Source organism: Legionella stuttgartensis, from assembly GCF_977063405.2.
This window is the reverse complement of the sequence record NZ_CDRUHA020000111.1, coordinates 82,971-103,490: the sequence shown is the minus strand read 5'-3', so window position 1 is coordinate 103,490 and position 20,520 is coordinate 82,971. Positions and strand designations below refer to the sequence as shown.

Here is a 20,520-nt window from a genome sequence, read left to right as displayed (position 1 = left end):
TTTTCGAGTTCAAACAGTGAGTCCGACAGGCTCATATTCCCAACTAACCCAATGATTGCTGGAGAGGTAATAAATACCACAATAAATAGGAAGAGCCGTATGCATTGTGAGATAAGAACCGTATTCGTCCAATTGTTGTCGATGTTTCATCATTGATGTTTCATCTTCTTTTCCTGTTTTGAAATCAATAATCCAGCGTTTATCTTGATCCTCAAAAGTGCGATCAATGATACGTGTAATGGGTCTATTATATTGTTCCACCAATAACTCGTATTCATTTTGCTCCTGATGATGCTTGCTAATGATCCATAGTCCTATTTGATCTTCAAACATCCTAGTAATTTGTTCTTGGATGTTTGCAAGAGCCTCGTGTTGCATTTTTTCATCGAAACCTAATTTTCGTAATTCATACCGTGCAAGGTTCCAAGGAACTTCCGTCATGTTTTTCGGATGATGATCACATATCCATTGCAAGAGTCGGTGCGTTACGATGCCTATTAATCTAGGGATACTTGTCGATAAGGAAGATGAAGTATTCTTGATGCTGAGGCGGACATCAAACGCTTCAGATTCTTTATTTCGGTAATAATCAAGGGGCAAACGTCCGAGTTTGGGTAAAGACACGTTTGTTTCTTCTGTCAGGGGCAGGGGGGTATCTTCAGTAAATTCTAAATGTTTTAGAAGATATCTAAATGAAGCTTTGGAAGAGCGTTCAGAATGATCCATTAAATACAGACGTGATTTTGCCCGTGTTACAGCTACATAGAGTAATCGTTGAGATTCATAATGGCTTTTAACTCCATCTAATCGACTTAGATAATCATATAAAGCACAATGTTCTTGGTGTGCCGCTTGGATAGGGGACATGAGTAACAAATTGCCGTGTTTTTGAGTCGGTAAATTAAGCCAACGTAACATCGGATTATCGCCACGATTGGGTTGCGCTCCCAAACCAGGTAAAATTACGGTATCAAACTCAAGCCCTTTGGATTTATGAATAGTCATTATTTGTAAACGAGAGGGATTGGCTTGTTGTGAATAGAGTTTGTTAAGTTCCGAGAGAAATTCCTTAAGATCCGGTAAACGACCATCTTGTTCATAACGATCAAGTAAGCTCCAAAATTGCTCCAGATCGTTGAGTTGAGCGGCATTCAGGATATTATCCATATGCAATTCTTTTAAAGTTTGAATCACCCAGACTGAGAGCTTGCTTTCATATCTTTGAGTTAAAGATTTATGCACAACTCGTATAAAAAAATCGGCGCGAATCTTTCCTTCTTCACTTAATCCATGGATTTTATTTAAATGTAACAAGGCAAAGTAAATCGACTTTTTCTTATTGAAATGAGCAATGGCATGAATGTCACTTAAAGCCAAACCACAATAGGGACTGCGAAGTACTGCGAGCCAGGAGAGACGATTAGCTGGCGTCAATAAACTCTGAGTCAATGACCACGCATCACGTAAATGACCTAGATTGGCTAATAAAGTAATATCCGTACCCTGATAGGGAATTTGATGTTGGCGCAAGAGTCGAATGATTTCAGCTAGTTGCGTTCTTGAGCGCACCAGAATCGCAATTGTTTGCTCAGGATGAGCTTGTAATTCGTATTGAACGATTTCGATGAGTTTTGTTGCTTCTTGTTCCCGATTTTTAAATTGTAAGGGGCGAATTGCACTGCATTCTTCATCTTGAATGACATTGACACTTGAATGAAAGGAAACGGCTCCAGACTCTATATCAACTTGTTTGGGGAAGATATTGGTGAATTGATTATTAACCCAATTAACAATAGTTTGTGTTGACCGGAAGTTGCAGCTTAATTCAAGTGATTTCAATTTAACAGGCCCAATGCCCTCTTCTTTAGCGCGAAAAAATAATCCTACTTCAGCTTGTCTGAATCGATAAATCGATTGCATGGGATCGCCGACGATAAATAGAGTTTTCCCGTCATGTTCCTGCCACCCAAAAACGAGTTTCGTTAACAATTCAAATTGAGTAATTGATGTATCCTGAAACTCATCGACTAGGATGTGATGAAGTGTATGATCTAGATACAAAGCCAAGTCAGTAGGACTTTCTGCATCCCCTAAAGCATTCAATGCTTGCTGAGATATGGCAGTGAAATCAATTTCATTTTGTTCGCTAAACAAAACATGTAAATGACTTACAAGAAGGGGGAGCAACAAAAACAGCGCTTGTAAGACGTCCCATTGTTCTAAATCATATTCGGGTTTAGGTAAATTACTGACTTGGATTAATGCCTCAAGAAAATCAGGATATTCATTGAGTTCGTTAAGTAATTCTTTGCTGGCATTTTTTAGTCTTTTATATTCATCAGGAGCGCAGGAGGTACTGAGCAAGCCGACGTGATGATCAAAACTTTTACGGAAATTTGCATCTCCTGTAAGCAAGAGTTTACTTAAAGCGGCGGCAATCTCTTGGGTGGTCTGTTGGAAATCATACCAATTTTTTAGTGGATACCGTGGTGAATTAAAATCATTTTCTATGATTGCTAATTCCCGGGCACATTGAGTTAATTTCTGAGCCAAATGTGGGGGCACACTTTGTGTAAAGCGTTTTAACTCATGTTGTTCTATAAGAAGTAGTGCATGTTCGAAAGCCGATTTTTCTTGGGAACGTGCTTGAAATAAAGGAGTTATCCATTGATCCCTTTGAGAGAGTAAGACTGTGAATAATTCAAGTAATCGATCCTGGCGATTATCAACATGCAACAAAAGAGTTTTTATTGCATTCTGATATTCAGGGGATGTCAGAGCAAACTGAATACAACATCGACTAGCATTTAAATAATGACTTTCAGCCTTTTCAGTAATTTGTGAATAAGAAATTTGCTTTTCCAAGAGAGGAATTGACTGATTAATGCTTTGGCATAAGGAATCTATTGTAATTATTTTTAAGCGATTGGGCTGCTGTAACAAATCCCATTGAAAGGAAGCATCACGCTGAAGTGCTGCATGGGCAAAATCAAGCGTTTTTTGTTGATGAGGAGTTTTGGCCTTTTTATTATGGGCTGCTTGTTGAAGCGCCACAACAATACGTTCACGCATTTCACTCGCGGCTTTGCGAGTAAATGTTAATGCGATAATCTGCTCGGGCGCTGTTACCGTGCTCAATAATCGTAAATAGCGCTGGGTCAGAATTTCAGTTTTACCCGATCCTGCTGGGGCTTGCACGATAAAGGATAAGGAAGGATTAGTGGCTTGGCTCCGTTGATCACTGTCGACTAGCATTATTTTTATTCCTGTACATTATTGAGCGCTAGAAGGAGGGGAAAATCCCTTCTCCCAATAGGGAGAGGGGATTTTTAGTCGATAACAATTTCTTGTGCCGGTGGGCGCAAATTGTAATGGGAACTCATGCAACGACCGTAAGCCCCAGCATTGGCAATTAATAACACATCACCTTCTTCTGTTACAGGCAATAATCGGTCATAACCCAAGGTATCTCCTGATTCACAAATGGGTCCTACTATATGAGAAAAACCTGCCTTTTCTTCATGCAACCGACTTAGGTTTACGATTTCATGATAAGCACCGTATAACGAAGGTCGGATTAATGAATTCATACCTGTTTCTATCCCAACGAATTTTACCTTTCCTTTTTCTTTGCATTGGGTCACTTTGGCGAGGATAACACCACTTTCTGCTACAAAAAAACGACCAGGTTCAAGCCAGATTTGGATTTGAGGATAACGTGATTTAACTGCCATCAACGAAGCATCCATACTTTCGAAATCTAATGGTTGTTGGCCGGGTTTCTCTACGATACCTAGCCCACCACCTAGATTAATGGATTTGACCCGTGGAAATTGCTCTGTTAACGAGGCGAGCATTAAAGCGGTTTGTTGCCATAATTCTGGAGTGAGGATGCCGCTCCCTGAGTGTGCATGCAACCCTACTACCTGAATTTTATATTTCTTAGTTAAGGCGACGACATGCTCAATATCATTTTGCGTAATACCAAATTTTGATTCATTTCCACCCGTTGAAACATGTTTGTGATGACCTGCACCTGTACCTGGATCAATACGAATAATAACATCGCGATTTTTAAATAAATCTGGCCAACGTTCTAATGGATATAAACTATCAATAGTAACATAACAGCCAATATTTAAAGCATATTCATACTCTGTTTTTGGAGCAAAATTAGGAGTAAACAAAATTCGTTTACGGTCAATATTAGGAAAGAGTTCTAGTACTCGGTCTAACTCTTGGATGGAGACACACTCAAAACCGATTCCTTCGTGTTCCATTGTTTTTAAAATCGATGGATGAGGATTGGCTTTAATTGCATAAAATAAGGTATCGATTGACTTTAATGCCAGTAGTTGCTTCGCTCGATCCGCTTGGGTTTGACTGTGATAAACGTAACAAGGTGAATTAACTGAGGCAATGGTTAATAACTGATCGCGCTCTTTTTCCCACCATGGAATATTGCGAGCCGAAGGTTTGCCAAATTCTTCATGCCAGCTTTTTGAATAGTAGAAAATTTGAGGATTATTTTCTATAAGTAAGTGGTGAAGTTTTTGACATAATTGATTTGCTTGCGACTCATCAACCACGAAAGTTAGGTTCAAGTCATTGGATGCCAGTGACATCAAGTAGACTTGTTTTGCTTCAAATACTTCCAATGCTGGGCCAAGTTGTGGCAATACAGTTCTGATATGATGGCCTACCAGACTCACTGCACTACAGGGTTCAATAAGTTTTGCACGACCAAATTGGTTTAGCTCGTCGAGTAACGCATTAATGGCTGGTCGATCATGTATTTTACTATTGATATCCAGTGATAAAGTGACGTTAAACTCGGAAGAGGAGAGTAAGTCTACTGAGAAACCATGGTGTTTAAAGGCTGTAAATACATCGGATAAAAATCCTACTTGTTGCCACATGTGCAAAGTATCTATAGAGATCAATAAAATGCTGTTTTTAATCTGTATGGATTTTATTAACGGTGCTGTTTCATCAATATCTTTAGTAATCAGTGTTCCCGAGTGTTCTGGCATTTGAGTAAATTTGACTGACATTGGAATATTGGCGCGCCGAACCGGAGGAATACAGTTAGGATGTAATACTTTTGCTCCCATGGTCGCAATTTCTTGAGCTTCATCGTAATTTAATTTTTTCAATAAACGGGCTTGAGGCAGTTGATGAGGATTGGCCGTATAAATTCCAGGAACATCAGTCCAAATTTCACATGATGCGGCATGAAGCTTGCCTGCAAGTAACGCAGCGGATGTATCTGAACCACCACGACCCAGTAAGACCGTTTCGCCTTGGGGATTGGCAGCAAAGAATCCCTGAGTAATGATGGCTTGAGCGCCACAGGATGTAAATTTTTCAACTAATTCAGGAGCATATTCACTGTCACAGCGAGCAGAGAGGTAATTTGCAGACCCACCTTCAGGGAAGGGCGTACTGGTTAAGAGTTCACGTGCATCAAACCATTTACAATGAATTCCTTGGTTTTCGAGAAATGCATGTCCTAAGCGGGTCATCATCAATTCGCCCATACTTAAAATTTCTGCATGCGTTTTTGCCGGAGCTTGCTTTAATAAGGCAATTCCAGTGAGCCACTGTTCGAGTTGAAGTAAGTCTTTTGCTATTAATTCAGGATTGACTTCCAGTTGTTCAGAGAGATTAAGATGCCCATTACGAATATCAGTAAGAATACTTTGGTGTTCATTGATTAAAGCAGCTTCAATAGCCTTTTCAAGTTTGTTAGATATTTGGGTTAGTGCGGAGCAAACAATAACCGGCTGCACCCCGGAACTCATATGCTTTTTGGTAATGGAAACAATATTATTCCAATTGTTGCGAGTTGAAACGCTGGTACCACCAAATTTAGTTACTATTTGTTGCATGATTCATTTCCGCACAAAATTAATACACATTAGCATGGACAGGAGTCGATACACAAGTTCTTACAACTTGAATTACAGAACTATCGCTAATTTTATCCATTAATTGTTCATGATGGGCTCAATTGGATCACTATGGATTAATATTCATTACCTGTTGAATATAAATGAGAAAAAGGTATTTTTAATGATTTGAAAAAAGGTTACACTCGATTTTTTAGCGGACGTGTTTTATTCAATTTTTGAAGTATGATATTTGAGGAGTAAAAGGAGTGAAAAATATGCACAAACCTTTAAGAACACTGGTTAATGCGGCTGTTCTTAGTGTTCTGGCTACTAGTGGAGTTCATGCATCTGGATTTTCTTTATATGGAGAAGCTACCGGATATACAGTTGGTAACTATGCTGCTGGTTCTGCTGCAGAAGCCGCTGATGCATCAACCGGTTGGTATAATCCTGCTGGTTTAGCTTTACTTCGTGAACAACAAGTAGTTTTTGGTGGTGTGGGCATATTTCCTACTATGAAACTAGATGGTACTAGTACCTTTACTACTTCGACCGGTCTTCCTCCACCGTTTCCTTCTGCGGTTCAATATGTACAAGAGTTCGAAGGAGTAGATGGGAGTTATAATGGTTTTGTCCCTTCATTCCATTACGCGCTTCCTTTAGGTGAGCGTACTACCTTCGGTTTTAGCGTTACTGCCCCTTTTGGTTTGTCTACTGATTGGGCTCCTGATTCTCCAGTCCGTTATTCAGCAACGTATACCGAAATATTAACTTCTAATTTTTCACCAGAATTAGGTACTCGATTAACTGAAAATTTTGCATTGGGAGCTGGTCTTGATCTTCAATGGTCTCGCGCTAAATTCAATCAAATAATTGGTGCGCCGACTTTATTTCAAATTCTTGGAGAAAATCCTGCGACTGTTGACTCTTTAAGTTACAACAAAGCGTCCTCTTGGGGTGTTGGATTCCATGTTGGGGTGATGGGAATATTTAATGACAATCACACCCGTATAGGTCTTAATTATCAATCCAGAGTCAGACATGTTTTCTATGGACATAGCCGTTTCTCTGGAATATTGGCTAACAACCAATTTAATCTGGTTTTCCCTGTCTTACCTCCTTCGACTTCTAGAACAAATAATGACTTATTTAGTAACCCACAAGAATTTCCTGATGTACTTACTTTAAGTGCTTACCAAGACATCAATGAGCGATTCGCTTTATTGGGATCTGTTGTTTACACAGGATGGGGGGTTTTCAAAGAAATCCAATTGAATAATGTGGCTGTTCCAAATATTGGGCATGCACCAATTTTCCCTGTCACGCAAGCAAATATTAATAGCAATGTACCGCAAAATTATCACGATTCTTGGCGCGTTGCGCTTGGTGCAAACTACCATGTAAATCCGAAGTTGATGCTTCGTGTGGGTGGGGGTTATGATCAGACTCCAACTAATGACACGGATCGAAATATTCGTTTACCAGACGTGGATCGTTGGGCTATCGCCGTTGGCGGCCATTATCAATGGCGACCCAATATTGGTGTTGATGTAGGGTACACTCATCTGTTTGCTGGTAATAAACCAAATGTTCATTCTGAACAGGCTCTGTCACAAACATCTGTATACAATGTCGATGTTGATGACGGTAATTTTGGTGCAGATCTTGTTGGTGCTCAATTGACATGGATTATTGATAAAGCTCCACCAGCGCCTACAAAATAACTATTTAAAAGTAGTTCCAATAAATAAAAAAGCCACTTCAAGTGGCTTTTTTATTTGTCTGTTATATGAAATATTCTGTGATTTTGGGGAGTTTTCCCACTACCCAATTCAGAATTATTTTTTGGTTATTGTTGCTTCGCCAAGACCATTTACAGTAAGGGTATATCCGTTTTTAGATAAAAACTTTGGAGTGATATCGCCAGTATCAAGATCCATATGAACCTCACCAACCTCTACAGGATTGGATGTATTGGTGGCCATTTTAATTACTGCAGAACATTGTCTACCAGTAGTATGTCCGTAGCAGGCCAATTTTACGAGATTCCAATAAACTCGTTGAGTTGAGTTGGCGGGAGTTGGGTATGCAGAAGGGACGCCTGCTATATAAGCGTTTGATTCTTCAGGAGTATTATTATGCGTGGTTAAATACGTTGGACTTGCAAAAGCGGATAAAGCACTGATGCTTAAAGCTACTGCTGAAAAACCTTTAAATATTAAATTCATTATATCTTTTTCTCCGTTTAATTATAAATGATTGGTTAGTTGTTATCCTCTCCACTATGGCTAGTGAACAGTCAAATTGATCTAACTAATCGGCTTTTCTACATCTAAAACCCATCAAGAGTATATCGGAAAATAACTAAGTGTCTATCACCATAGGTTTCATAGACACATTCAGTATGGGCTTTTATTGTAAGAATAAATGTCGCATTGGGCATCTTATATCGATGATTTATTTTGACTTAACAAGCGTGCAATATCTTTGGCAAAATAAGAAATAATAAAATCCGCTCCAGCACGTTTTATTGCAATCAAACTTTCTATAATAGCGTGTTCTTCATTGATGAGTTTATTTTGAGCAGCTATTTTAATCATTGAATATTCACCACTTACCTGATAAGCACAAAGAGGCACTTCAGGGAAGTTTTGTTTTAGTTTTGCTATAACATCCAAATAAAATCCGGCAGGTTTCACCATGATCATATCTGCACCCTCCTCAAGATCCAGGGCTGTTTCTCTTAAGGCCTCAGATCCATTAGCAGGATCCATCTGATAGGCCTTGCGATCGCCAAATTTTGGAGCTCCTTGGGCTGCCTCTCTAAAAGGACCATATAGACAAGAACAATATTTAGCACTGTAACTTAAAATGGGAATATGCTGATATCCTTGTGCATCTAAGGCTTCGCGAATCGCAGTCACCATTCCATCGGTCATTCCGCTAGGTGCAACCCAATCAGCACCAGCTTGCGCATGACTTAGAGCTTGTTTTGCAAGAAACGCTAAGGTTTTTTCAGTATCAATGCATTCTTCATTAAGCACACCACAATGACCATGATCTGTGTACTCACAAAAGCAAAGATCGGTAATAATAAGGATGTCTTTATTCACAGCACGAATTTGTTTTATCGCTTTTTGAATAATTCCTTCATTATTAAATGATTCACTACCATAAGCATCTTTATGTTTAGGAATACCAAATAGAAGTACTGCAGGAATACCCAAGGAACTAAGCAATTCAATTTCTTTAGGGATGCAATCTAGGCTTAATTGAAACTGACCAGGCATCGCGCTTATTTCTTGGGGGGCATTAAGTACTTCACTGATAAATAAAGGAGCAATGAATTGCTGAGGATGTAGGCGTGTTTCTCTAACTAAAGCTCGCGACATCGGATTACTTCTTAAACGAGTTAATCTTAATGGTATGTTGTAATCGGTCATGGAATTAATTCCTAATCATATAGTTCATTCTGTGTCTAAAAAGATCTCGGATCCCAAAAAGTTCGAGGTATTTTAACACAACTCATGAGAGACTGGGTGAAGTGTGCAAAGTACATAACTCAGAATACGCCTTTGTAGTTCTCATCCCGCCTTTACTTTAGGTTTTCGTTTTTTTATTTTCTTATTGGAGGTATACAAGAAATCAATACCGCTACTGGTATCACTGTTGCTGATTTGGATACTAAAAAATCGGTTGAGTAAGTATCTCAGCGTCAACATATTCGTATCTGTTTGTGATAACCCGATGTTATAGCTTAAATAAAGACGTTTTGAAAGAGATTTTCCTACTACAAAGGAGGTTGTGTCGCTTGAGGTATTGGTAAGTTGATTATAATTGGTATTAGTTTGTACATTAAAATCGATACCAGCAGTTTGTTTGAGTTGTTCTAAAAGTTGAAGACTATTCGTATTACTACCTAGATTCATTGAAGATATAGCTGTGAGAAGTAATTGTCCACCTGCTTTATCTGCTTGGTTCGCAGGGCGACCTAGAACCAGCAGGGAAAGAATATCTGCTTGGGAAAGCGTTGCAGGATCAGAAAATAATTGTATTTTAGGACGAGTTAACCGACCGGTTGCTTCAACGCCTAAAATCATGGTTTCCCCATAATTAATATTTTGCATGTTAGAGCTATTAAAGTCTAAAAGTTGAGTTGAAGTCGCGAGGGTTGTTGAGGTAGTGGAAATTTTTTTCGCGGCTCTTAGATTAATTTCTAGATTACTGATGGGACCACCCCTAAAGAGTAATTGTCCTTGTTGTATTGCTAAATCCTGCCCATAAGCTTTATATGTACCTTGTCTCACAGATAATTCACCAAATGCATTAATTGAGCTTTGTTGTGATTGCTTTAAATGGAGTATTCCCTCCAAATAACCCTTTAAGCCTTTGACGCTGACTGCAACTTCTTTTCCCATCTCGAGATCAATATCCATGCTATTAAACAAATTAAAAGAAGTGGATGGTTTTTCTTTACGTTTGTAAACTACATCATCGGGTAAAGAAACACTGTTATGGAATGAGCGAGGTTTAATTTCTGCATAGGGAACCAAGATGTTACCGGAGATGGATTGTACCGTTGGAGTGAAATGCAGATTGAGTTTTGGTGAAATGTCAATTTTGTATTCACTGGTTTGAACCAGTGGAAAATCATTTCCCTCTAATACGAAATCACCTATAAATTTGGAGTTAAGTTTTCCCTTCCCAGTAAGCGATAAATGATGACCCGAGGATGCTATTGAGCCTGTTGTCTCCCAAGAGCGTTCTTTTCCACGCACGTTTATTTCAAAAGCATCGATATAAAGTCCTAATCTAGGTAAGTCGAAATGGGTGTTACTCAATCTTAATTGGCTTTCGATTTTGCTTTTATTCAAAGTACCACTTACTTTTAATGAAGCAACTAACTGTCCTTTGAGGTTGTTAATTTCGGGGCTAATTTTTTGTAAAAAATCCAAAGAATTTATTTTCAATACTAGTTCGCTGTTGATTGATTGCTCGTCATTAAGGCCAGTATCAAGGGCAAATTTAGGTAACTGAAACTTGAGTTTTAAATTTTTATGTTCATCAATCGCTAAAAGACCAGAACCTTTAAGAGATTCAGGTGAAAGGAGAATCTTTAAAGAGCCACCTTTAAATTGAAGAACTGGGAGGGCGTCATTATTGGGTTCATGATAAAACCCAGGACGTATTTTGACTAATAAATTTCCTTGATTGTGGGCGGTGATCTCACCTCGAGCTGATAAATTGGTATACAAGCGAGCATTCTGGGGGGCGCTATTCTGTGGATTTAGATTAGCATCAAAAGTCCACTGCCAAGGGAAAGTTCCGCGAATTTTTGCCTTCATTAGCCAATGATCTTCAGGAGCAGTAATCATTTGGGAGCGCATATCAATTTGTAGATTAGGCAAGACACCGGTTGCTGTAATCGTTCCTTTTTTACTATCGATGATTTTGTCTTGCTCTATATTCCATTGCAGTCCTTGCCATTCTGCAATTATTAATTGGCTTTCTTGTAGAGAGTGAGGATGCCACTGCACATTCAATTGTTTTATTTTAACTTTAAGTGTTTTATTTTGATATTCGATTCCACTCACAATAAAGTGATTTAATAAGCTACCCTCAATTTGTTGAATTTTTAGGCTACCAGGGAGATATAAGCCGCTGAAGTGAATTACAGTACGCAACCCTGATTTGGTGCCTACTAAGAATAAGGCAATACCACCGAATAAAATAAGAAATAACGAGCAAATATAAAGTACTTTAACTAACACTCGCAGCGTTTTTACCAGAAGTCGCTTCATAGGTCTGGTCCCATGCTGATCACCAATCGAGGGCTGCTGCTATTCCGCTGCCACCGTTTATTAATTTCTTGCGCCAATCCTATTTTAATTGGACCTATAGGTGAAACCCACATTAACCCACCGCCTGCATCATAATAACTAACTAAAGGAGTTGGGTTGTACACAGCCCCTGCATCATAAAATGCAATGAGGTACCAATTTTTTTTAGTTTCCTTTTGAATTTCAAAGCCAGCATAACTGATGACTCTGCCTGGACCTATTGAATTAAAACTAAATGCTTTTAGATTATCTGCTCCTCCTAAAAGTAATGCAAGTGACAAAGGTTGTTGGTTGATGTTGTTGATGGCAGTAACCCCTTGAATTGCGTGTCCGTAAAGACGTAAACGAATTGGTTCAATCCGCATCGCAGCTTTCATATCCACGGAAGCTTGGGCAAAATTAATAGTCGACAAGAGGGCTTGATTTGCAGCAAGGCCATTTAGAGTGATGTTATATCCGGACGGTGAAAAAAGCAGATCTTGTGTTTTGCTAAAGGTGAAACTTGCTTTGGGATAGAGCAGAAATTGTTTTGTATTTTGCTGTAACGCATAATGAAATCCTTCATAAAGGGTATTTACTGATAAAGTACGTTGGTAATTGGTTACACGATGTTGTTGCGCCAGTGAAATAAGAAAGGAATTACTGTAACCTGCACTGTAGCTTAAATTCGAAAAATTTCCGGTAAGAGTATATTGATCATTCACAGGATTTTTACCGGGAACCACATACTGGGCTTGCAGGGCATTTTGAACAAAAGATCCTTGAGCCATAAGATTAAATTTATGCCCTTCGCTATTGACTGGTACTACATGCAAAGCGGCTCGACCGCGAGGTCCTGTATCTGTTCCATAACCTGCACCAAGGGTATAAGAGTATTTGGATACAGGTTCAGTATAGATTTTCACGGGAGTTGTGGGATTTTCTGTAATTAGTGGTTTAACCTGAACCGAACTAAAGTAACCACTGTTTGATAAATCATTATTTAATTTGAGTATCTTACTCCCTGAATAGACTTGTCCTGGATGAAAAGGAACAAAACGATGCAATAATTTAGGGTTAATGTATGTAGGGTTAAATTGTATTTGGCCAAAATAATAAAGTGGCCCAGTATCAAGAATGAGTGTGATTTCTGCTGTATAGTTATCTTCATCGATTAAAATTTCACTTTTCTGAAATCCAGCACGCATGTAACCCTGCGTTTCTGCGCTATCAAGAAGTTTTAATTTGGTTTGTTCGTATTGCTCCGTGAAAAGGGGCGTTCCTTGTTTTAGGGGTACATTTTTTATTGCATCACGCAGGATAGGATTATGTGATCCTTCACCAATGAGTTCCATGGTAAGCCCTGAAATCATGATTTGTGGGCCAGGATGAATGGTAATGATCAACTGCTGAACGTTTGGTCTTTGAAGTGTTGCTACAGCCTTAAAATAACCAAAAGGTTGGACCGCTTGAATTACTTGTTCATTCAATTCTTCTAGGCTGAATTTGGAGAGTGGTTTTAATTTTTGTAATTCACTTAATCGTTTTTCAACGTTCGCCTCTACTTTTCCTGCGACTCCATAAATTGTAATGGATGCTGTGTCATTACTTTTAGCAAATAATGTAAAACAGGTAATGAGAAGTATCATATAAATTAATTTTTTCATGATAGTCTCAGTACTTGTTTCACCAGAAATATCCTCTTGTTCTGCGTATAAAACGCTTTTACGAATATACACTTAATCGAAATATAGGGCTAGAATAAAACTATTCACATAGTAATGTAGCCGGTACGGTGCAGACGAACTCCCGGATTAAGAGGTTTTATTCAAGTTTAGAAACCCCGAGTTTTGCTGCGTTGCTGGGGGCTACATTATTAAACATCAGCGGTTTCCATACTTTTGAGTCGATAAATCAAATCCAGCGCCTCTCTGGCATTCAATTGATCGGGATCAATTTGCGCCAATTCACGCAAAATAGGTGAATGAGGCTTTACTTGAACTATAGGTTGCGCTTGAAGAGCCGATGGCGGTTGATTTTGTATATGATTTAAATGCGTATGGGCAATGTGTAAGACCTCAGCAGGTATGCCCGCAAGCTCGGCGACCTCTAGTCCATAACTTCGGTTTGCATGTCCTGGCTCCACTCGATATAAAAAGATGATGCGGCCAGTATCTAAGGAGGCTTGTAAGTGAACATTCCGAATGCATGAACATTGTTGGGGAAGGTTGGTTAATTCAAAGTAGTGAGTGGAAAATAAAGTATAGGCCTTTATGGTTGTCGCCAGATAGGTGCAGGTGGCATAAGCAAGCGCCATCCCATCGTAAGTACTGGTGCCACGACCGATTTCATCAATTAAAACCAGACTTTCATGGGTTGCCTGTCTCAAAATTTGTGCTGTTTCAGTCATTTCTACCATAAAGGTTGAACGTCCAGAGGCCAAATCATCGCTAGCACCAATGCGGGTAAAAATTCTATCAATTGGTCCTAAAGTTACTGATTTAGCGGGCACAAAGCTGCCAATATGAGCCAGAAGTACAATTAAAGCCGTTTGGCGCATGTAAGTGGATTTACCACCCATATTGGGACCGGTGATAAGTAAGATATTTTGCGACGGTTTGAGTTGCAGGTCATTGGCAATAAAACGTTCTTGTAGCAAATGTTCAATTACTGGATGACGGCCGGCTTCAATAGTAATTTGCGATTCAGCTACGAGATTTGGACAACACCAATTGAGGCTTTGTGCTCGCTCAGCTAGAGTCTTTATCACATCCAGTTGAGCTAGGGCCTGCGCTAATTGTGTTAATTCGCTTATATTTTGCTGGATTTCCACCAGTAAATTTTCATACAACCATTTTTCACGTGCTAAGGCTTTAACTTGTGCGGATAATACTTTCTCTTCAAATTGCTTCAATTCTGGGGTGATATAACGCTCTACATTTTTTAATGTTTGCTTTCTATGGTAATGAGTTGGTGCTTTCTCAGCCTGTGTTTTGGACAGCTCAATATAGTAGCCTTGTACATTATTGAAGCCAAATTTCAGGGAAGAAAGTCCAGTTCTTTGTTTTTCTTCCTGTTCCAATTGTATGAGTTTATCGTTAGCACGCGTGCTAAGCATCCTTAATTCATCAAGCTCTTCATCAAAACCGGGAGCGATAACGCCGCCATCACGAATTAATACTGGAGGATTTTCTATGATTGCTGATGCAAGCAATTGCTGGAGTGCTGGTACTGGCTTAAGGTGTTTTTTTAAATGTAGGGTGAGTGCGCTCTTGTTATGTGCAAGTATATTATTTAGTTCGGGAAGAAGGGCTAAAGTATGGCTTAAAGCAACTAAATCACGTGGTCGAGCTGATTTTAGTGCAATACGTGAAATAATTCGTTCTACATCACAAGTTTGTCTTAACAACTCATGGATAGATGCATCGTTTTGCAAATGCATTATTTCCATGATTGAATCCTGGCGAGATTTGATCTGACCCCGATGTTTAAGTGGTCTTCCTAACCAGCGTTTGAGTAAACGACCGCCCATGGAGCAGGCGGTTTTATCTAAAAGAGATAATACGCTGTTTTCATGATTGCCGCTTATATTATCAAATAATTCTAGATGTTTTTGTGTTGCTGCATCGAGTTGCAAGTAATCATGTGTATGTTCTAGGGTTATGGTAGTTAAATGGGGTAGCGCTTGTTTTTGTGTGGTGTGTAAATAGGCCAATAATGCACCTGCTGCAACCAGCGCGGTGGTATATTCTTTCTCGCCAAACGCAGTGAGATCATTTACTGAAAATTGCTCACATAAGAGCTTTTTGGCATTGTCAAAGCAAAATTCCCAGCCTGGCCTTTGTTTAATTGGGAAATTTTGACAGTATTCTTCCAGGGACGATCGTTCTTCTAAGAGCAACTCAGCAGGTTGTAACCTAGTAAGCTCTGCACTCAGCTGATTTGTTTCAGCTAATTCCTGTAAATGAAAACGGCCACTACTTAATTCAACCCATGCAAGACCAATTTTTTGCTTTTGGTGGTGAACGGCCAAAAGTAAATTATCCTTTTTAGCGTCCAAAAGCGCTTCATCAGTCACCGTTCCTGGGGTAATAATACGGGTCACTTGTCGTTCTACAGGTCCCTTACTGGTTGCTGGATCTCCTATTTGTTCACAAATTGCTACTGACTCGCCCTTTTTAATCAATCTTGCCAGATAGTTTTCTACAGCATGATAAGGAACGCCAGCCATCGGTATTGGCTTGTCAGCAGATTGACCGCGATGGGTCAAAGTAAGATCCAATAATTGTGATGCACGTTTGGCATCATCAAAAAACAATTCATAAAAATCACCCATACGGTAGAACAGGAGCATATCAGGGTATTCTGATTTAATGCGTAAATACTGTTGCATCATAGGGGTATGGGATGTTGTCATGAATATTTTTTACTTGAGTGAAACTTGTGGCGAGTTTAACAAAATCATATAAGGGAGAGTAGAGGCAATTTGAAGTGGTAGGAAAGATTATCAGTTAATCTTTCGTATAGAGGAAAAATATGTGTATTTATTTTTCATTTTATGTCTTTTTCAACATCAATAAATAACCCTGGATTCAATAATAGAATCTGGGATATTATCAATAGACTATTTTCGAAAACCATTTACAAAGGAGAATTGCGTCGTCGATATAGTGCTTGAATCTCATGTATTGATGTACATATTCTGGTTTCAAGCTTCATATCTTCTTGCACCTCACATTTGCAGCGAATTTCGAAAGAAATCGAATAATTCATAATCAACAGGCAAAGGAAATGCTATGTTAACTCCAAAGGATGTTAAGACAGTTGAAGCAGCAAAAAAAATTGTTGAAGAGCGTAATCTAACCCATGTCAAAGTTGGTTTATTTGACCTAGATGGTGTGATGCTTGGAAAGTATATGAGCCGCAATAAATTCTTCTCGGCTCTGGATAATGGTTTTTCTTTTTGTGATGTGATCTTGGGCTGGGACTCCAAAGATAAACTATACGATAATGGGAAATATACCGGTTGGCACACTGGCTACCCTGACACTCTCGTGCGCATTCTTCCCGAAACGTGTCGCGATGTTTTTTTTGAAGAAAATCAGTTGTTATTTATGGCTGAATTTGCGGGAGAGGCTGAAACCTTGTGTCCTCGAGCATTGCTGCGTCGGCTTGTTAATAAAGCAGATTCAATGGGATTTGTCGTGTATGCCGCGTTAGAATATGAATTCTTTATGTTTGATGAAACACCTGACAGTGTTCGTTCTAAAAGTTTCCGCGATTTAAAACCTATGACGCCTGATTTCTTTGGTTATTCAATGATTCGCAATACCGTTCATGCGGATTTATATCATCAGATCCTTAATATGAGTGAGGTTATGGATTTTCCTATTGAGGGTTTGCATGCGGAAACAGGTCCGGGAGTGATTGAAGCCGCGATTGCTGTAGATAGGGCCACTGAAGCAGGGGATAAAGCTGCTTTGTTTAAAACATTTATGAAGGTTTTAGCGCAACGCAACAATATGATGGCAACTTTTATGGCTAAATGGTCGCCGAATTATCCTGGTCAAAGCGGACATATTCATCTTTCTTTACGTCATAAAGAGGAAGGATCCAGTGCGTTCTATGAACCTTCTATGCCCCATAACATGAGCACAATTCAACGGCATTTTGTAGCAGGTCAACAGAGACTCATGCCCGAGTTTTTGGCAATGGTTTCACCTACGGTGAACAGTTTTTCTCGCTTGATCCCAGGCTTCTGGGCTCCAACTGATGCAACCTGGGGTGTGGAAAATCGTACTACAGCACTACGGGTTATACCGGGAAGTGACAAGTCGCAACGGGTTGAATATCGATTGGGTTCTGCCGATTCGAATCCTTATTTGGCTTTGGCAGCCGCTTTAGGCTCTGGTTTGTATGGAATTGAACAACAACTGGAACCATACCCTGAAATTAAAGGTAATTCTTATACACAACAGCACGAAGCAGAGCTTGCTTTACCACGCACTCTTTGGGAGGCTGCTACTCGTCTTAAGGAATCCAAAGCCGCTCGTTCTTTATTTGGCGATTCATTTGTTGAGCATTTTGCAGCCTCTCGTGAATGGGAAGAGCGGGAATTTCGACGTCACATCACAGACTGGGAATTGGACCGTTACTTTGAAATTATATAACATGGGTTTGCCTCGATTATGAATGACACATTGAAAACCTATTCACCTATTGATAACTCTTTATATGTAGAACGTACTTTTGCTAAAGATGCTGAGATTCAATTTGCTTTGGAGAGTGCATTAAGTGCAAAGAAATATTGGGCAGCGACTTCTTTATCCGAACGCGAGAGATACTGTAATGCGGCAGTAGATGCTTTGGTTGCAAAGAAGGATGAGATTGCCAAAGAAATTTGCTGGCAAATGGGGCGACCCATTCGTTATGCTGCTGGGGAAATTAATGGTCTTGAGGAGCGGGCTCGTTATATGATCGCTGCTGCACGCGATGCACTTGCCCCTATCTCATTACCTGAAAAAACGGGCTTTATCCGTTACATAAAACGTGAACCATTAGGACTTACATTCGTTATTGCTCCTTGGAACTACCCTTACCTTACGGCTGTAAATGCGATTATTCCAGCCATTATGGCTGGAAACGTGGTATTGCTCAAACATTCAGCGCAAACACCCCTTGTAGCAGAGCGGTTTGACCAAGCTTTTAGAGAAGCAAATCTTCCTCAAGGAGTGTTTCAGTATTTGCATCTGACTCATTCTGATACCGAAACAATTTTGCGTGATTCGTCAATAAACAATATTGCTTTTACGGGTTCTGTTGCGGGTGGGGCAATGATAGAGCGAGTAACCGCGGGGCGTTTTTTGAATATTGGCTTGGAACTTGGTGGGAAAGATCCAGCTTATGTGCGTTTTGATGCGGAGATTGATAACGCGGTAGATACACTGATGGATGGGGCGTTCTTTAACTCAGGCCAATCCTGTTGCGGTATTGAACGTATTTATGTTCATAAGAGTGTTTACGAGCAGTTTGTTAATAAGGCAGTAGCCTTCGTTAAACAATATAAACTTGGGCGTCCTGATGATCCGGAAACAACTTTGGGACCACTTGTCCGTCCTTCTTCAGTGGTCTTTGTACGTACACAGATTCAAGAAGCATTGGCGCAAGGAGCCATAGCACATATTGATAGTCGAGATTTTATGATGGATCAGCCTGGGACTGCTTATATGGCGCCCCAAATTTTAACCCAAGTAAATCACAAAATGCGGATAATGACAGAAGAAACATTTGGTCCCGTGGTCGGTATCATGGCTGTCGACAGTGACGAGGAAGCTATTGCATTAATGAATGACAGTGACTACGGGCTAACAGCCGCGGTTTTTACTCAAGATATTCCCAAAGGAGTTGCTCTTGGGGAACAACTTCATACAGGAACATTTTTTATCAATCGTTGTGATTATCTAGATCCTGCATTGGCTTGGACTGGAATTAAGAATTCTGGGCGTGGATGTACGCTCTCTTCTATAGGATATGACTTACTGACTAGACCCAAATCGTATCATTTAAAAACGGTTAATTTAGAAAGGAATATACCATAATGAGTACATTATTGATGGCTAATTGGAATTATCCCACTTCGATAAAGGTAGGAGCAGGGCGTGTTCGTGAACTTGTCGACGTTTGCCATGCCTTAGGAATGAAGTCGCCTCTCTTAGTCACCGACAGTAATCTCGCGAAATTGCCGGTGGTTGAGTCCATCTTGACACATTGTCGTGATGCGGGTTTGCTTAGCTCCTTATTCGCCGATGTAAAAGCCAATCCATCGGGAGAAAATGTCATGGCCGGTGTAGGTGCTTATCAAAAAGGACAACATGATGGGATTATTGCTTTTGGAGGAGGCTCCGCGCTTGATGCAGGTAAAGCGATTGCCTTGATGATTGGACAAGAGCGTCCTTTATGGGATTTTGAAGATATAGGAGATAATTGGCGACGAGTGAATGCCGCAGGTGTAGCTCCTGTCATTGCTATACCAAGTACAGCAGGTACTGGTTCAGAAGTTGGGCGTGCTTCGGTGATTACTGATACCCAGCAACAACGCAAAAAGATTATTTTTCACCCTAAAATGATGCCCGCTATGGTTATTTTAGATCCTGAGTTGACTGTTGCTTTACCACCGAATATTACCGCAGCAACAGGTATGGATGCGCTCTCTCATTGTTTGGAAGCATATTGTGCTCCCGGCTATCACCCGCTTGCAGAAGGAATTGCTCTTGAGGGGATTCGTCTAATAAAAGAACATTTACCCCGAGTGATGCAAAATGGTAATGATTTAAACTCCCGAACCCAAATGCTTGTAGCTTCTTCGATGGGGGCAACGGCTTTTCAACGTGGATTAGGGGCAATGCATGCACTTGCTCATCCTTTGGGAGCAATTTATGACGCTCATCATGGACGATTAAATGCCATTCTGATGCCTTATGTAGTGCACGCAAATCGATCCGAGATTGAATATAAAATAAAACGGTTAGCAACCTACTTAGAGATTGAAAATGGGTTTGATGGATTTTTTGATTGGATAATCCAGTTGCGACGTGAATTAGGTATTGAACATAGTTTAATTGAAATTGGGATTGATGAACGACATGTGACACGTATTGCAATAATGGCGACGGAAGACCCTTCTGCTCAGGGCAATCCAATTCTTTTCGACGCGCAACAATATGAATGTATTCTGATGGCTGCAATCCACGGTGATTATTCCTATCATTCGGAGACGGTGATGATGCGATTGGCAGAAGCACCTTAAG

Annotated in this window: 11 protein-coding genes; 4 read left to right on the top strand and 7 right to left on the bottom strand. The window is 39.9% G+C overall.

What is annotated here, in order from left to right:
- Positions 1 to 9: 9 nt before the first annotated feature.
- Together ACWTEW_RS37970 and ACWTEW_RS37965 are read right to left on the bottom strand one after the other, a co-directional pair.
- The gene (locus tag ACWTEW_RS37970) at positions 10 to 3,255 is read right to left on the bottom strand and encodes a UvrD-helicase domain-containing protein (protein WP_454783158.1); all 3,246 of its coding nucleotides are present in this window, start codon (positions 3,253 to 3,255) and stop codon (positions 10 to 12) included.
- Between the two features lie 74 nt (positions 3,256 to 3,329).
- A complete protein-coding gene (locus tag ACWTEW_RS37965) occupies positions 3,330 to 5,891 on the bottom strand; it encodes a bifunctional aspartate kinase/diaminopimelate decarboxylase (RefSeq protein WP_454783157.1) in 2,562 nt (853 codons plus the stop codon).
- Positions 5,892 to 6,160: 269 nt separating this feature from the next.
- Here ACWTEW_RS37965 and ACWTEW_RS37960 point away from each other — a divergent pair, with 269 nt between their 5' ends.
- A complete protein-coding gene (locus ACWTEW_RS37960) occupies positions 6,161 to 7,618 on the top strand; it encodes an OmpP1/FadL family transporter (protein ID WP_454783156.1) in 1,458 nt (485 codons plus the stop codon).
- Between the two features lie 114 nt (positions 7,619 to 7,732).
- Here the strand turns inward: ACWTEW_RS37960 and ACWTEW_RS37955 are convergent, their stop codons facing one another.
- From ACWTEW_RS37955 to mutS, 5 genes are all read right to left on the bottom strand, one after another.
- On the bottom strand, positions 7,733 to 8,122 hold the full coding sequence (locus ACWTEW_RS37955) for a hypothetical protein (RefSeq protein ID WP_454783155.1): 390 nt from the start codon (positions 8,120 to 8,122) through the stop codon (positions 7,733 to 7,735).
- A gap of 216 nt (positions 8,123 to 8,338) precedes the next feature.
- Positions 8,339 to 9,337, bottom strand: a complete 999-nt coding sequence (gene hemB / locus ACWTEW_RS37950) for a porphobilinogen synthase (RefSeq protein ID WP_454783154.1) — start codon at positions 9,335 to 9,337, stop codon at positions 8,339 to 8,341.
- Between the two features lie 141 nt (positions 9,338 to 9,478).
- Complete coding sequence (locus ACWTEW_RS37945) at positions 9,479 to 11,695, bottom strand: translocation/assembly module TamB domain-containing protein (RefSeq protein WP_454783153.1); 2,217 nt, start codon at positions 11,693 to 11,695, stop codon at positions 9,479 to 9,481.
- Entirely contained in the window at positions 11,692 to 13,380 is a 1,689-nt protein-coding gene (locus tag ACWTEW_RS37940; protein WP_454783152.1) for an autotransporter assembly complex protein TamA, read from the bottom strand. The genes ACWTEW_RS37945 and ACWTEW_RS37940 overlap by 4 nt, the downstream gene beginning before the upstream one ends.
- 209 nt (positions 13,381 to 13,589) lie before the next feature.
- Positions 13,590 to 16,130, bottom strand: coding sequence for a DNA mismatch repair protein MutS (mutS, locus tag ACWTEW_RS37935; protein WP_454783151.1), 2,541 nt, complete (start codon positions 16,128 to 16,130; stop codon positions 13,590 to 13,592).
- A 379-nt stretch (positions 16,131 to 16,509) separates the two neighbouring features.
- On the opposite strand from mutS, the gene ACWTEW_RS37930 reads away from it, so the two are divergent.
- The 3 genes from ACWTEW_RS37930 to ACWTEW_RS37920 are packed head-to-tail and all read left to right on the top strand — an operon-like array spanning position 16,510 to position 20,519.
- Positions 16,510 to 17,883 (top strand): glutamine synthetase family protein, encoded by a 1,374-nt coding sequence (locus ACWTEW_RS37930; protein WP_454783150.1) that lies wholly within the window; start codon positions 16,510 to 16,512, stop codon positions 17,881 to 17,883.
- A gap of 18 nt (positions 17,884 to 17,901) precedes the next feature.
- The gene (locus ACWTEW_RS37925; protein WP_454783149.1) at positions 17,902 to 19,311 is read left to right on the top strand and encodes an aldehyde dehydrogenase family protein; all 1,410 of its coding nucleotides are present in this window, start codon (positions 17,902 to 17,904) and stop codon (positions 19,309 to 19,311) included.
- Positions 19,311 to 20,519: an iron-containing alcohol dehydrogenase gene (locus ACWTEW_RS37920; protein WP_454783148.1), complete on the top strand. Its 1,209-nt coding sequence runs from the start codon at positions 19,311 to 19,313 to the stop codon at positions 20,517 to 20,519. The genes ACWTEW_RS37925 and ACWTEW_RS37920 overlap by 1 nt, the downstream gene beginning before the upstream one ends.
- Position 20,520: the final 1 nt, after the last annotated feature.

Coding starts and splice junctions, on each gene's coding strand:
- ACWTEW_RS37945 (WP_454783153.1), bottom strand. CDS start 11,695: ATGAAGCGACTTCTGGTAAAAACGCTGCGAGTGTTAGTTAAAGTACTT.
- ACWTEW_RS37955 (WP_454783155.1), bottom strand. CDS start 8,122: ATGAATTTAATATTTAAAGGTTTTTCAGCAGTAGCTTTAAGCATCAGT.
- ACWTEW_RS37970 (WP_454783158.1), bottom strand. CDS start 3,255: ATGCTAGTCGACAGTGATCAACGGAGCCAAGCCACTAATCCTTCCTTA.
- ACWTEW_RS37930 (WP_454783150.1), top strand. CDS start 16,510: ATGTTAACTCCAAAGGATGTTAAGACAGTTGAAGCAGCAAAAAAAATT.
- hemB (WP_454783154.1), bottom strand. CDS start 9,337: ATGACCGATTACAACATACCATTAAGATTAACTCGTTTAAGAAGTAAT.
- ACWTEW_RS37925 (WP_454783149.1), top strand. CDS start 17,902: ATGAATGACACATTGAAAACCTATTCACCTATTGATAACTCTTTATAT.
- ACWTEW_RS37920 (WP_454783148.1), top strand. CDS start 19,311: ATGAGTACATTATTGATGGCTAATTGGAATTATCCCACTTCGATAAAG.
- mutS (WP_454783151.1), bottom strand. CDS start 16,130: ATGACAACATCCCATACCCCTATGATGCAACAGTATTTACGCATTAAA.
- ACWTEW_RS37965 (WP_454783157.1), bottom strand. CDS start 5,891: ATGCAACAAATAGTAACTAAATTTGGTGGTACCAGCGTTTCAACTCGC.
- ACWTEW_RS37940 (WP_454783152.1), bottom strand. CDS start 13,380: ATGAAAAAATTAATTTATATGATACTTCTCATTACCTGTTTTACATTA.